Here is a 13,772-nt window from a genome sequence, read left to right as displayed (position 1 = left end):
AAGCGTAAAGCGCCGATTGATAAGATAGCTTTTACCTATCAATAATGCAAAAGGGTAAAAGTAAAGATTGGTATATAACATAGCGCTTTTGTAAAAAAGGGCAATAGGGAAACGCACTAACTGTTAACAGCGTCAGTGTTTATAGGGTCTTTGCCTTGGCTTGGGCGATCATTTGCGGATAAAACTGCCAAAATGTTTGTTCAAGAAGCGTGTAGTTATTTTCGATGTCGATAAAAGAGCCCGCCAGCGCACCGAGTTTCGGCCTGCGATTTGCCATACCTTGTAACACTTTGGCAATAAATGGCAGTTCAGCGTAGCGTTCTAGCCAGCGTTCTTGCCACATATAGGCATTGAGGTTCTGAAAACGCTCAGGGGAATCTGGCAGCATTGGCACAATTTCAATTTGAGCGCGGTTGACGAACGCTTGCAGAGAGATTGCAGGCTCCAGTTCTTGCCAGTGCAGCGCGAGAAAATGATCCCATACAACATCAAGGGTAATGGGGGCAACGCGGCGAAACTCTTCACGGAAGAAGCGTTTTGCCTCCAAGACTTGCGGGAGGCGATCGGTCATGACATCAACTCTGCGATGCATGAATATGCCGTCGATAACCTTATCTGAATAATTTCCTTGCGGATTACCGCGGACAAAGTCGGCCAGAATATTGCCATACAGTGAACTGTTGGCTAATGAGGCAAGATGGAGGTGTGCGAGAAAGTTCATTTAATCATTATAAATGAGAATGTAGATGTTTAATCCATGCTTTTTGTATGGTCACTAATTCCTATTAACGAAGACTAATAACATCCTTAACCGCTTAACAGTTGCAGCCGAACGCTTGCGGCTCTAGACTAAGCGGCCTGTTTTTTGCGTGCTCCTACGTCTGCTATATATAGAGTGAATACTAACCATGCGTGTTTCTGATTTTTCGTTTGAACTTCCCGATAACCTTATTGCTCGCTATCCACAAGCCGAGCGCAGCGCATGCCGTTTGTTATCGCTGGACGGGCCAACGGGAAAATTAGAGCACGGCGTTTTCACTGATGTTTTGGATAAAATCGAAGCAGGCGATCTGCTGATTTTCAATAACACTCGCGTTATTCCCGCTCGTCTGTTTGGCCGTAAAGCCAGCGGTGGCAAGCTAGAAGTGTTGGTTGAGCGCGTGTTGGATGATACCCGCGTATTAGCGCATGTGCGCGCTTCGAAATCACCTAAGCCGGGGGCTGAGCTGTTGCTGGGTGATAACGAAGATATTCGCGTCACCATGGTTGCACGCCATGACACGTTATTTGAACTGCGCTTTGACGACGGTCGTGATGTATTGACGATCCTGAATGCGGCGGGTCATATGCCATTACCGCCTTATATCGACCGTCCTGACGAAGATGCTGACCGTGAACTGTATCAAACGGTCTATAGCTCCCGTCCTGGTGCAGTTGCTGCGCCGACTGCGGGTCTGCACTTTGATGAGCCATTGCTGGAAAAGTTACGTGCCAAAGGCGTTGAGATGGCCTTTGTGACACTGCATGTTGGCGCGGGAACTTTCCAGCCAGTGCGTGTTGATACCATCGAAAACCACACCATGCATTCTGAGTATGCCGAAGTGCCGCAGGATGTGGTTGATGCTGTACTGGCGTGCAAAGCTCGTGGTAATCGTGTTATTGCGGTAGGAACAACGTCGGTTCGCTCGATCGAAAGTGCGGCAGCGGCGGCAAAAGACGCACTCATCGCGCCATTTTTTGATGACACGCAAATCTTTATCTATCCGGGCTATCACTATCAGGTGATTGATGCTCTGATAACCAACTTCCATTTGCCTGAATCTACGCTGATCATGCTGGTGTCTGCCTTTGCGGGTTATCAAAATACTATGCATGCGTACCACGAAGCGGTGGCGAAGGAATATCGGTTCTTCAGCTATGGGGATGCCATGTTCATCACCCGTAGTGAGCAGGCAGAGCAAGAAAAAGTCTCTGCTGAGTGATTTCGTGGCCCGTGCAGCTGTTGATATGACGCAGCGCACGGGCCAATTTTTGCCCATATAATGTTTGGCTTCCCGCTCTGACGGGTATGTTGAATAGGGCTTCTTTCCATTAGGAATGCAACATCAGACTGTTTTTCTGATGCTGGAGGTTTTGAGTGAAGTACGAATTAGATACTACAGATGGTCGCGCTCGTCGTGGTCGTTTGATTTTCGATCGCGGCGTGGTTGAAACACCTGCGTTTATGCCTGTTGGAACCTACGGTACCGTTAAAGGAATGACGCCAGAAGAAGTGAAAGAAACTGGCGCACAAATTCTGCTGGGTAATACTTTCCACCTGTGGCTACGCCCTGGGCAGGAAATTATGAAACTGCACGGTGATTTGCATGATTTCATGCAGTGGAAAGGCCCTATCCTAACCGACTCAGGTGGTTTTCAGGTATTTAGCCTAGGCAAAATGCGTAAAATCAAAGAGGAAGGCGTTCACTTCCGTCATCCGATCAACGGTTCACCGATTTTCTTAAGTCCTGAAAAATCGATGGAAATTCAGTACGATCTGGGTTCTGATATCGTTATGATCTTTGATGAGTGTACACCGTACCCTGCTGATTGGGACTACGCCAAGAGCTCAATGGAGATGTCTCTGCGCTGGGCAAAACGCAGCCGTCAACGCTTTGATGAACTGGGCAATAAAAACTCTCTGTTCGGGATTATTCAGGGCGGTGTTTACGAAGATTTACGAGATGTATCACTAAAAGGGCTGGTAGATATCGGCTTTGATGGTTACGCTGTGGGCGGCTTGGCCGTGGGCGAGCCAAAGGAAGACATGCACCGTATTCTGGAACATGTTTGCCCGCAAATTCCGGAAGATAAGCCTCGCTACCTGATGGGCGTAGGTAAACCGGAAGATTTGGTGGAGGGTGTGCGCCGTGGAATCGATATGTTCGACTGCGTGATGCCAACACGAAATGCGCGTAATGGTCATTTGTTTGTGACCAACGGTATTGTAAAAATCCGTAACGCCCAATATAAAGATGACGTCACAACGCTGGATGCAGAGTGTGATTGCTACACCTGCCGCAACTATAGCCGTGCTTATTTGCATCATCTTGATCGTTGTAATGAAATTCTGGGTGCTCGCTTAAACACGATCCACAACTTGCGCTATTATCAGCGTTTGATGGCTGGTTTACGTCAGGCCATTGAAGACGGTAAATTAGACGAGTTCGTGGCCGATTTTTATGGCCGACAGGGTAAGCCTGTTCCGCCAGTGGGCGCTAAGTAAATTTAGGCCGGTAGGAGTGATACCTACCGGCTTTTAGAATGGCTTGTTTCTGGCTGTTTGTAGTTGCATTCAATCTGTAGTTAATAATGAGGGATATTTAGATGAGTTTATTCATTTCCGACGCTGTGGCATCTGCTGGGGCACCGGCTCAGGGCAGCCCGTACTCTTTGGTTATCATGCTGGTAGTGTTCGGCCTGATTTTCTATTTCATGATCCTGCGTCCACAGCAGAAACGTGCAAAAGAACATAAAAAACTGATGGATGCCATCAGCAAGGGTGATGAAGTTCTGACCAACGGTGGTTTGATCGGTCGCGTAACGAAAGTTGCTGAGACGGGTTACATTGCTATTGCTCTGAACGATACCACCGAAGTTATCATCAAACGTGATTTCGTGACCGCTGTTCTGCCGAAAGGTACGATGAAAGCGCTGTAATTTTTGATTTTCCCTAAGGGAACTGCCGTGTTAAACCGTTATCCTTTGTGGAAGTACATCATGCTGATCGTGGCGCTTGCCGTTGGTCTGCTTTACGCACTTCCTAACCTTTATGGCGAGGATCCGGCTGTTCAGATCACTGGCGCGCGCGGTGTCGCCGCCAGTGAAACAACACTGGTCCAAGTCCGTGATGAGCTTGAAAAACAGCACATCGCCAGCAAGTCTATTGCGCTGGAAAATGGTGCCATTTTGGCACGCTTCAAAGATACTGACGTTCAGCTTCGGGCACGTGAAGTGCTGATGGATATGCTGGGCGACAAATACGTTATTGCATTGAACCTTGCTCCGGCAACGCCGAGATGGTTAGAAGCCATTGGCGCAGAACCGATGAAATTAGGTCTGGATCTGCGCGGCGGTGTGCATTTCCTGATGCAGGTTGATATGGAAACTGCTCTGAGCAAATTGCAAGAGCAAAGTATGGATATGCTGCGCAGTGATTTGCGTGAAAAGGGCATTCCATACTCAACGATCCGTAAAACTGACGGCTCCTCCTATGGTGTTCTGATTACATTCCGTGATGCTGAAACTCGTGATAAAGCGAGCAGCTATCTATCGCCTCGTTACCTTAATAATCTCGTCTTTAGCAAGGTTGGCGATAATGGTCTGAAAGCGGTAATGACCGATCAGCGTCTGCAAGAAGCGCGTGAATATGCTGTTCAGCAGAACATCAATATCCTACGTAACCGTGTAAACCAGCTAGGTGTTGCCGAGCCACTTGTTCAGCGCCAAGGTTCAGATCGCATTGTGGTTGAGTTGCCGGGTATCCAAGATACGGCACGTGCAAAAGAAATTCTGGGGGCAACTGCGACCTTGGAGTTCCGTTTGGTGAACTCGAATGCTGACAGCACCGCTGCTGCCAATGGACGTGTACCGGGCGATTCTGAAGTTAAATACACACGAGATGGGCGTCCTATCGTGATGTATAAGCGCGTCATCCTGACCGGCGACCATATTACCGATTCTACCTCGAGCCAAGACGAATTTAACCGCCCTCAGGTTAATATCTCGCTCGACAGCGCCGGTGGTAGCGCAATGTCTAACTTCACGAAGGATAACATCGGTAAACCGATGGCAACCCTGTTCGTTGAATACAAAGACAGCGGTAAGAAAGATGCGGGCGGCAAATCAATTCTGGCTAAGCAAGAAGAAGTGATTAACGTTGCGACCATTCAGTCTCGTTTGGGTAATAGCTTCCGTATTACCGGCATCGATAACCCGAATGAAGCTCGCCAGCTTTCGTTGCTGCTGCGTGCGGGTGCGTTGATTGCGCCAATTCAGATTGTTGAAGAACGTACGATTGGTCCGACTCTGGGGGCTCAGAATATCACTCAGGGTCTGGAAGCGTGCTTGGCTGGCTTGATTGTCTCAATCCTGTTCATGCTGTTCTTCTATAAGAAGTTTGGTCTGATTGCGACTTCGGCGCTGCTGGCTAACCTCGTGCTCATCGTAGGGATTATGTCCCTGCTACCGGGGGCGACTCTGACCATGCCGGGTATTGCGGGGATTGTGTTAACCCTTGCGGTAGCAGTCGATGCCAACGTACTGATAAACGAACGTATTAAAGAAGAGCTTAGTAACGGACGTTCAGTACAACAGGCGATCAATGAAGGTTATCAAGGCGCATTCAGCTCCATTTTTGATGCTAACGTTACGACGCTTATCAAGGTCATCATCCTGTATGCCGTTGGCACCGGGGCAATTAAAGGCTTTGCGATCACGACCGGTATTGGTGTGGCGACGTCAATGTTTACCGCAATCATCGGTACTCGTGCCATCGTAAACCTACTGTACGGCGGCAAGCGCATCAACAAGCTGTCTATCTGAGGAGTGCGTTGTGGCACAGGAATATAGTGTTGAGCAATTAAACTACGGGCGTAAAGTCTATGACTTTATGCGCTGGGACTACTGGGCGTTCGGTATTTCTGGCTTTCTGTTGATCCTTTCTATCGCAATTATTTGCGTGAATAAGTTCAACTTAGGGCTCGATTTTACCGGTGGTACCGTCATCGAAGTTTCGCTGGAAAAACCAGCGGATATGGACATGATGCGTGATGCGCTGCAGAAAGCAGGTTTCGTTGATCCGCTGTTACAGAATTTTGGTAGCAGTCGTGACATCGTGGTGCGCATGCCTCCAACGTCAAGCGCAGCGAGCGGTGAAGCGTTAGGCAGCAAAGTCATTGGCGTGATTAACGAGGCCACTAGCCAGAATGCAGCGGTAAAGCGTATTGAGTTTGTTGGGCCGAGCGTTGGTGAAGATTTGGCACAGCACGGCGCGATGGCGCTGTTAGTCGCGTTGCTGGCCATTTTGATTTACGTTGGCGTTCGATTCGAATGGCGTTTGGCTGCTGGGGTGGTTATTTCATTGCTGCATGATGTGATCATCACCTTGGGCGTATTGTCGTTATTCCATATTGAGATCGATTTAACCATCGTCGCGTCACTGATGTCGGTTATCGGCTACTCACTTAACGATAGTATCGTGGTCTCCGACCGTATCCGTGAGAACTTCCGTAAGATCCGCCGCGGAACACCTTACGAAATCTTCAACGTGTCTCTGACACAAACGTTGCATCGTACATTGATCACTTCAGGCACCACCTTGATGGTTATCCTGATGCTGTATTTATTTGGTGGACCGATGTTGAAGGGCTTCTCGCTGACCATGCTGATTGGTGTTTCTATCGGTACGGCTTCTTCCATCTATGTCGCATCCGCGCTGGCGCTGAAACTTGGCATGAAGCGTGAACACATGTTGCAGCAGAAGGTAGAAAAAGAAGGGGCGGATCAGCCGTCAATTCTGCCGTAATAACCGTGAAATAACGTTGGTTACAGTGATAAAAAACCCCGCTTCGGCGGGGTTTTTTTTATGGTTACTTATCAGCGTAAAACTATTGACGTTCTAAGCCACTCAAGCGAATGAAACCAAGGTTTTCCGGTGCGATATCGCTAAAGCGGACTTCCATGCTGGTAACATTGGTCGGCGTCGCAGGGCTTGTGAAGCTTATATTTTGCGACAGAATACTGCTTTGGTCAGGTTCCAGCGTGGCCTGATTTAACGTACCCCACTCCAGAGAACCGGTGAAACTAGGCAAAATCGAACCATTGGCCGTTTTGATCTGCAGCACGGCTTTGCTACCGTCCGCTTCAGGTTCAAGGTGGCTGATTAGGATGCGCAGTTGACCCAAACTGGTAATTCCCAATGCGTCACTATTGGCCGCAGGGATCAGGTAAATACGCTGTTCGTTATTTTCGTTCATCGCTTTCTGACGCTCCAAATACTCAGCTTCAGTGCTCAGTTTCTGGACTTTTTGTGTCAGCTCCTGAACTTCAGACTGAAGAGCTTCAGTTTTAGGATCAGAAGCGCATGCCGTTAGCATCAATGCCAAGGGGGCAAGCACGAATAAAGGGCGGAATATAGACATAGATCGCTCGATTTATTATGGACATAGATAAAAGATTAATCGCCTTTGCTCTGAATGTCACATGCTAATTGCTTTGTTTCCGATATCAATAAGTATATACCCATCATACTTGAAGCTGTATTTTTGTTGGGCGCACTCGCTTACTTGAGTAAGAGCCTCAGGATTCACTTGTTTGAAACGCTAGAATGATGCGCGCTGAAGTAAATCGTGGAGAAAACGCAGAAAATAGCTCTCATTGGTCAATGTTCAATGGAAATGTGTCATTTACCGCATAATTGGTAAACTGACTTCCTTTTGTTGTTATGTCACTTCGGGGTACACTAGTGCTATCTCAGGCCTTTCAGGAAGAGCTATGCATTGCCCATTTTGTTCCGCCGTTGATACCAAAGTCATTGATTCTCGCTTGGTTGGTGATGGTACTCAAGTGCGCCGCCGTCGCCAGTGTCTGGTTTGTAATGAACGTTTCACGACCTTTGAGGTTGCTGAGCTGGTGATGCCACGCGTCATCAAAAGTAATGACGTTCGAGAACCGTTTAACGAAGATAAGTTACGCAGTGGCATCTTAAAAGCATTAGAAAAACGCCCTGTAAACTCAGATGACGTTGAAATGGCGATCAGTCATATTAAATCTCAGTTACGTGCCACCGGTGAGCGCGAAGTTCCTACCAAAATGGTGGGTAACCTCGTTATGGATGCGCTGAAAAAACTCGATAAAGTCGCCTACATTCGCTTTGCTTCCGTATACCGTAGCTTTGAAGACATCCGAGAGTTTGGCGAAGAGATCGCGAAACTACAGGACTAGGCTATCTCAGTATCTGAAAGTACCAGCTTAGCGTTTTATTTCATTTTTGGACGATATTTATGCAGCAAGATCAGCAGCGTGGCGATGAATTTTACATGGCGAGAGCCTTTGAGCTAGCACGCCGTGGGCGTTTTACCACCACGCCAAACCCCAATGTCGGCTGCGTTATCGTTCTGAACAATGAGATTGTGGGGGAAGGTTATCACCTGCGCGCCGGTGAGCCTCACGCAGAGGTTCATGCGCTACGTATGGCAGGAGATAAAGCACGTGGCGCAACGGCCTACGTAACCCTTGAACCCTGTAGCCACCATGGACGCACACCACCTTGTGCTGATGCTTTAGTTGCTGCTGGCGTTAGCCGAGTGGTTGCTGCAATGCAGGACCCTAATCCCAACGTCGCAGGACGCGGTCTATTCAAGCTGCAACAAGCCGGTATTGATGTCAGTCACGGTCTGATGATGAATGAAGCTGAAGCTGTCAATCGTGGTTTTCTCAAACGCATGCGTACGGGGTTCCCATTCGTCCAACTGAAGATGGCGGCATCATTAGATGGAAAAACGGCGATGGCATCTGGCGAAAGCAAGTGGATCACGTCAGTTGAAGCACGACAGGACGTGCAGCGATACCGCGCCCAAAGTTCTGCAATATTGAGTTCCAGCGCTACGGTACTGGCTGACGATCCTTCACTCACGGTGCGCTGGGATGAATTAGATGTAACGACCCAGCAGGCCTATCCGAAAGAACGTCTTCGCCAACCGCTACGCGTTATTGTTGATAGCCAAAACCGCGTTACGCCAGCACATAAAATTGTCTCGCAGCCGGGCGAAACGTTGCTGGCAAGAATTCATCCTGATGAACAGGTGTGGCCAGAAGGCGTTAAACAACTTTCTATTCCACAGTACGGCCAAGGGCTGGATCTGGTTGTGTTAATGATGCAACTGGGCAAACAGCAGATTAACTCCGTATGGGTGGAGGCGGGGGCATCCTTGGCGGGAGCTATGTTGCAGGCTGGTTTAGTCGATGAGCTGATTGTTTATATTGCACCAAAACTGCTGGGCGACAGCGCCCGCGGTTTATGTGTATTGCCCGGCTTGACTGAGCTCGCAGACGCGCCTCAGTTTGTATTTAGCGAAGTGATGCCCGTAGGCCCTGATTTACGTGTAGTGTTACGTAACGCGTACTAATCATGCTCTGAGCGTTGTTTTTGCTGCTTTATTTTTGTTTCATCTCATCACCTGACCAAGTTAGCGAAATGCACCTGAGCAGGGGACGAAAGAATGTGGTAGAATCCGCCCCCCTATTAGCTCTAGAAGAGAGATAGGGGTATTGAACATAAAGATTTTAAGGAAACTGTATGAAAACGATTGAAGGCGTTGTTGCTGCTCCACAGGCTCGTGTTGCTATCGCTATTGCGCGTTTTAACAATTTCATTAACGACAGCTTGCTGGAAGGCGCAATTGATGCCCTGAAACGTATTGGCCAGGTTTCTGATGACAATATCACTGTAGTTTGGGTTCCAGGCGCCTATGAACTGCCATTGGCCGTTCGCGCACTGACCGACACTAACCGCTATGATGCGGTTGTCGCTTTGGGAACCGTAATCCGTGGCGGTACTGCCCACTTTGAATTTGTTGCAGGAGAATGCAGCTCTGGTCTGGCAAGTGTAGCTATGAACAGCGTTGTACCTGTCGCATTTGGTGTACTGACTACCGAAAGTATCGAACAAGCCATTGAACGTGCTGGGACTAAAGCGGGTAATAAAGGTGCAGAAGCTGCCCTGACCGCTCTCGAAATGATCAATGTTCTTAAAGCAATTAAAGCCTGATTTTTAGTAAGGGGAATTCCGTGAAACCTGCTGCTCGTCGCCGCGCCCGTGAATGTGCTGTTCAAGCACTTTATTCTTGGCAGATATCCAAGAACGACATTGCTGATGTTGAATATCAGTTCTTGTCAGAGCAGGACGTCAAAGATGTCGATATTAGCTACTTCCGTGAGCTGTTATCTGGCGTCGCCACTAACGCAGAATACTTGGATGGCCTGATGGCGCCAGTATTATCTCGTCAGTTGGAAGAATTGGGTCAGGTTGAGAGAGCGGTTCTGCGTATTTCTCTGTTTGAACTGAGCAAGCGCGAAGACGTCCCTTACAAAGTTGCAATTAACGAAGGTATTGAGCTGGCAAAAACTTTTGGCGCTGAAGATAGCCATAAGTTTGTCAACGGTGTACTGGATAAAGTTGCTCCAACGATTCGCAAATCGAAAAGATAAGATTGCTGTTCAGGTTTACCTGACGGAAGCCCTCGGGCCATTTCGTTCACCCAAAAAGGCCGGTTTTCCGGCCTTTTTGTTGGGTAAAATTAGGTAGACGCAGAAGAGTGGTCCCATTAAACCAATCAGGAAATGTGTTATGGCATGCGGCGAATTTGATGTTATTGCCCGCTACTTTAACCGTCATCGGACGGCTCGTCGGGATGTACAGCAGGGTATTGGGGATGATTGTGCTCTGCTTTCTATTTCTGAAAAACAGCTGATTGCAATCAGCACTGATACCCTCGTATCTGGCATCCATTTCTTACCTGATATCGATCCCGCCGATTTAGGCTATAAATCTTTAGCTGTAAACCTAAGCGATTTAGCCGCTATGGGCGCTGATCCTGCTTGGGTTTCTTTGGCTCTGACGCTCCCTGAAATCAATGAGCCATGGCTTGCACGTTTTAGCGACAGTTTATTCGAACAGCTTGATTATTACGGTATGCAGTTAATTGGCGGTGACACCACCCGTGGCCCGTTAAGCATCACCTATACCATTAATGGCCTCGTGCCTGCTGGGCGTGCATTATTGCGCAGCGGTGCACGTATCGGTGATTGGATTTATGTTACCGGTACATTGGGAGACAGCGCTGCTGGATTGGCTATTTTGCAGAATCGGCTTTCAGTCGAAAATGATGAAGAACGCAGCGCGCTAATTCATCGCCATCTGCGCCCACATCCGCGCGTGTTACAAGGGCAAGCGCTGAGAGATCTCGCCAGTTCAGCGATTGATATTTCTGATGGTGTTGTCTCAGACTTGGGGCATATTCTGAAGGCCAGCGATTGTGGTGCTAATCTCTATTTAGACGACCTGCCAATGTCAGCGAGCCTAACGAATAACACAACGCCTGAACAGGCGCTGCGTTGGGCGTTATCCGGCGGCGAAGATTATGAGCTGTGTTTCACCGTTCCTGAGCTGCATCGTGGTGCATTAGATGTCGCACTAGGCCTGCTGGGTGCTGATTTTACCTGCATTGGACAAATTGCCCCTGCAGCTGATGGTATGCGGTTCTGGCGTGGTAACGCTCAGGTGGAATTAGATCTTCAAGGATTTGACCATTTTGGCAAAGATTAGCAAGTATGACAGCCAGGCAGCGAAAGCGCGCCTGCGCATGAGCAACCCGTGGCATCTGCTGGCTACGGGATTCGGCAGTGGTTTGAGTCCGATTATGCCCGGCACTATGGGGTCTCTAGCCTCAATCCCGTTTTGGCTATTATTGATTCAGCTACCGTGGCAGCTTTACTCGCTGGTAGTGATGTTTAGCATTTGTATCGGGGTTTATATCTGTCATCGCACGGCTAAGGACATGAAAACTCACGATCATGGCAGCATTGTGTGGGACGAATTTGTTGGCATGTGGATCACGCTGATGGCCCTGCCAGTCAATAGTTGGCAATGGGTGCTAGGTGGTTTTCTTGTCTTTCGTGTGCTAGATATGTGGAAGCCGTGGCCAATTCGCTGGTTCGATCGTAATGTTCATGGCGGCATGGGTATCATGGTGGATGATATCGTGGCGGGTGTTCTCTCTGCGGTGATTATCTATGCTATTGGTCATCATTGGCCGATAGCGCTATTTGGTTGATGCATCCTCAGAGATTATCGCAGGGCGTAAAAGCTATGCGATAATCTTTTCTAGCCCGCCCTATGAGTTACTCAAATCCCTTTTGTGCATACGGCTGTAATCCATACCTCATTCTGTAATTTCTTCCCCTTTTAGTGGAATCTCCTACGCTGCCATAGTGCGAGTGGAAATTTTTACATTAACTTATTCTGCTGCCTAACATAATTTTACCCACGTCATCTGAAACTAATAGTGTTCACCGATATTTATTAGAAGCAACCTCAGTATCATCGAGGAACATTATATGCAGTGTTGCCAAAATAAAAGATAAATATCATGAGCTTCAACGTATGGCATTTATCTTGCTTGAAATAAAGGCTTCATTTTTTATGAGGCCTTTATGTTTGTTACGTGGATACAACCGCAGCAATGAACGACAGCGCTGCAGAGTCTGTGTTTGCCACATAACCCACTAAACTCTAATCTTTAACGGTGAACATTACTATGAGCGGTTACAATGAGGTCTTAGCAAGAAACACGCAGAATGCACCAAGCGATATTGGACTCTATTCACAAACTGTCGCATTTTCTCATTATAATAATTTTTCAGTTCAGTTACCGATTGATCCAAAATCAGGTGAATTGGTCGCTGGTGGTATAAATGAGCAGGCCGAGCAGTGCTTTAAAAATATTAAATCCGTTGTAGAAAGCATCAAACATGTGATGAGTGATGTGGTTCGCATCACGATATTCGTTACAAATATCAAAGATGCTGACGCTGTAAGTGTAATTTATAAATCATTCTTCCCAACCTATGTACCCGCGCTAACGGTCGTTGCCGTTGATGCTTTGCCAATGGGAGCGCTAGTGCAAATTGAAGTGCTACTCTCAAACGGTGAAGGAACAATTCCAAATGCACCACAATCTGGTGATCTTATAAAACTTATAAATAACACGGTAAATGCGCCAATCTGTTCCCTGTCTTCACAAACTGTCGCTTTTTCTCATTATAATAATCTTTCAGCCCAATTACCTATTAATCCGATAACTGGCAGAGTCGTGGAAGGGGGGATAAAAGAGCAAACTAAGCAGTGTTTAAAAAATATTAAGGCCATTGTCGACAGTATTGACGTGCCCTTTGATGACATTGTGAAGATAAGTGTTTTTCTAACCAACCTTGCGGATCTTGAAGCCGTCAACGAAGTTTACGCCACATTTTTCCCTGATTCAGCGATTGCCCGAACCATCGCTTATGTTCCTGCACGGACAGTGATTATTGCATCAGGCTTGCCAATGGGGGCTTTGGTACAAATAGAAGCCGTGGTGTCACACGGTGATGGTACACCGCCGCAGGCCGTTGAAGACAGACATGGGCTCATTATAGAACCGCACAATACGGATAATGCGCCAAAATGTTCTCTATCTACACAGACTGTCGCTTTTTCTCATTACAATCATTTGTCAGCCCAGTTACCTATCGAACCTAAATCCGGTAAATTGGTGGCTGGTGGGGTAAAGGAACAGGCTGAGCAGTGCCTTAAAAATATTAAGGCAATTATAGAGAGCATCGAACACAGCATGAGGGATGTGGTTAAAGTTAATATCGCCCTTAAAAATATCGCAGATATTTCCGCAGTAGACAGCGTTTACGCAACATTCTTCCCTGGCGGTATTCCTGCTCGAAGAATTATTGGCGTGGCTGATTTGCCTAAAGATGCGCTAATCCAGATAGAAGTTGTGGTAGCCAATGAGGAAGGTACCCCTCCGAAGGCATAATACCTTGCCTCGCTGTTTCTGCACGGGCTACCTTTACTCATCCGAATAGATGGTTTTAATTAAGTGGTTCGGAATGCAGTCTCTTAATACCTTATTTCAATGAAGCCTCGCTCTGTAAAGGGCGAGCGCATGCTGTATTCAAAA

At 47.7% G+C, this 13,772-nt stretch carries 14 protein-coding genes; 12 read left to right on the top strand and 2 right to left on the bottom strand.

The genetic code is table 11. From position 1 onward, the window contains the following. Positions 1 to 139: 139 nt before the first annotated feature. On the bottom strand, positions 140 to 721 hold the full coding sequence (locus tag U0008_RS16210) for an ACP phosphodiesterase (RefSeq protein ID WP_025800040.1): 582 nt from the start codon (positions 719 to 721) through the stop codon (positions 140 to 142). Positions 722 to 908: 187 nt separating this feature from the next. Here U0008_RS16210 and queA point away from each other — a divergent pair, with 187 nt between their 5' ends. The 5 genes from queA (at position 909) to secF (ending at position 6,565) form a co-directional block, all read left to right on the top strand. Further along, a complete protein-coding gene (gene queA / locus U0008_RS16205; RefSeq protein ID WP_043495037.1) occupies positions 909 to 1,982 on the top strand; it encodes a tRNA preQ1(34) S-adenosylmethionine ribosyltransferase-isomerase QueA in 1,074 nt (357 codons plus the stop codon). A gap of 155 nt (positions 1,983 to 2,137) precedes the next feature. After that, positions 2,138 to 3,265, top strand: a complete 1,128-nt coding sequence (gene tgt / locus U0008_RS16200) for a tRNA guanosine(34) transglycosylase Tgt (protein ID WP_025800036.1) — start codon at positions 2,138 to 2,140, stop codon at positions 3,263 to 3,265. Between the two features lie 101 nt (positions 3,266 to 3,366). Continuing rightward, positions 3,367 to 3,699, top strand: coding sequence for a preprotein translocase subunit YajC (gene yajC, locus U0008_RS16195; RefSeq protein WP_004096758.1), 333 nt, complete (start codon positions 3,367 to 3,369; stop codon positions 3,697 to 3,699). 27 nt (positions 3,700 to 3,726) lie between these two features. Beyond that, complete coding sequence (gene secD / locus U0008_RS16190) at positions 3,727 to 5,583, top strand: protein translocase subunit SecD (RefSeq protein ID WP_071842638.1); 1,857 nt, start codon at positions 3,727 to 3,729, stop codon at positions 5,581 to 5,583. 10 nt (positions 5,584 to 5,593) lie between these two features. Continuing rightward, on the top strand, positions 5,594 to 6,565 hold the full coding sequence (gene secF / locus U0008_RS16185; RefSeq protein WP_043495035.1) for a protein translocase subunit SecF: 972 nt from the start codon (positions 5,594 to 5,596) through the stop codon (positions 6,563 to 6,565). Positions 6,566 to 6,647: 82 nt separating this feature from the next. Here the strand turns inward: secF and U0008_RS16180 are convergent, their stop codons facing one another. Then, the gene (locus U0008_RS16180) at positions 6,648 to 7,181 is read right to left on the bottom strand and encodes a DUF3251 domain-containing protein (RefSeq protein WP_025800031.1); all 534 of its coding nucleotides are present in this window, start codon (positions 7,179 to 7,181) and stop codon (positions 6,648 to 6,650) included. A gap of 352 nt (positions 7,182 to 7,533) precedes the next feature. On the opposite strand from U0008_RS16180, the gene nrdR reads away from it, so the two are divergent. The 7 genes from nrdR to U0008_RS16145 all read left to right on the top strand — a co-directional run bounded on the left by nrdR (position 7,534) and on the right by U0008_RS16145 (position 13,628). Next, the gene (gene nrdR / locus U0008_RS16175) at positions 7,534 to 7,983 is read left to right on the top strand and encodes a transcriptional regulator NrdR (RefSeq protein ID WP_004096754.1); all 450 of its coding nucleotides are present in this window, start codon (positions 7,534 to 7,536) and stop codon (positions 7,981 to 7,983) included. Between the two features lie 59 nt (positions 7,984 to 8,042). Continuing rightward, positions 8,043 to 9,167 carry a bifunctional diaminohydroxyphosphoribosylaminopyrimidine deaminase/5-amino-6-(5-phosphoribosylamino)uracil reductase RibD gene (ribD, locus tag U0008_RS16170; protein WP_043495034.1) on the top strand — a complete coding sequence of 375 codons (1,125 nt, stop codon included), beginning with the start codon at positions 8,043 to 8,045 and terminating at the stop codon, positions 9,165 to 9,167. A gap of 170 nt (positions 9,168 to 9,337) precedes the next feature. Beyond that, positions 9,338 to 9,808 (top strand): 6,7-dimethyl-8-ribityllumazine synthase, encoded by a 471-nt coding sequence (gene ribH, locus U0008_RS16165; protein WP_025800027.1) that lies wholly within the window; start codon positions 9,338 to 9,340, stop codon positions 9,806 to 9,808. A gap of 20 nt (positions 9,809 to 9,828) precedes the next feature. After that, positions 9,829 to 10,248, top strand: a complete 420-nt coding sequence (nusB, locus tag U0008_RS16160; RefSeq protein WP_004096748.1) for a transcription antitermination factor NusB — start codon at positions 9,829 to 9,831, stop codon at positions 10,246 to 10,248. Positions 10,249 to 10,387: 139 nt separating this feature from the next. Continuing rightward, on the top strand, positions 10,388 to 11,365 hold the full coding sequence (thiL, locus tag U0008_RS16155) for a thiamine-phosphate kinase (protein ID WP_043495033.1): 978 nt from the start codon (positions 10,388 to 10,390) through the stop codon (positions 11,363 to 11,365). Between the two features lie 37 nt (positions 11,366 to 11,402). Beyond that, positions 11,403 to 11,873 (top strand): phosphatidylglycerophosphatase A, encoded by a 471-nt coding sequence (pgpA, locus tag U0008_RS16150; protein WP_046450181.1) that lies wholly within the window; start codon positions 11,403 to 11,405, stop codon positions 11,871 to 11,873. A gap of 483 nt (positions 11,874 to 12,356) precedes the next feature. Further along, on the top strand, positions 12,357 to 13,628 hold the full coding sequence (locus tag U0008_RS16145; RefSeq protein WP_043495029.1) for a RidA family protein: 1,272 nt from the start codon (positions 12,357 to 12,359) through the stop codon (positions 13,626 to 13,628). Positions 13,629 to 13,772 lie beyond the last annotated feature (144 nt).

The sequence above is a fragment of the Hafnia alvei genome (genome assembly GCF_034424155.1).
GTDB lineage: Bacteria > Pseudomonadota > Gammaproteobacteria > Enterobacterales > Enterobacteriaceae > Hafnia > Hafnia alvei.
The sequence above is the reverse complement of the archived record's forward strand: the minus strand, read 5'-3'. Positions and strand labels throughout refer to the sequence as shown.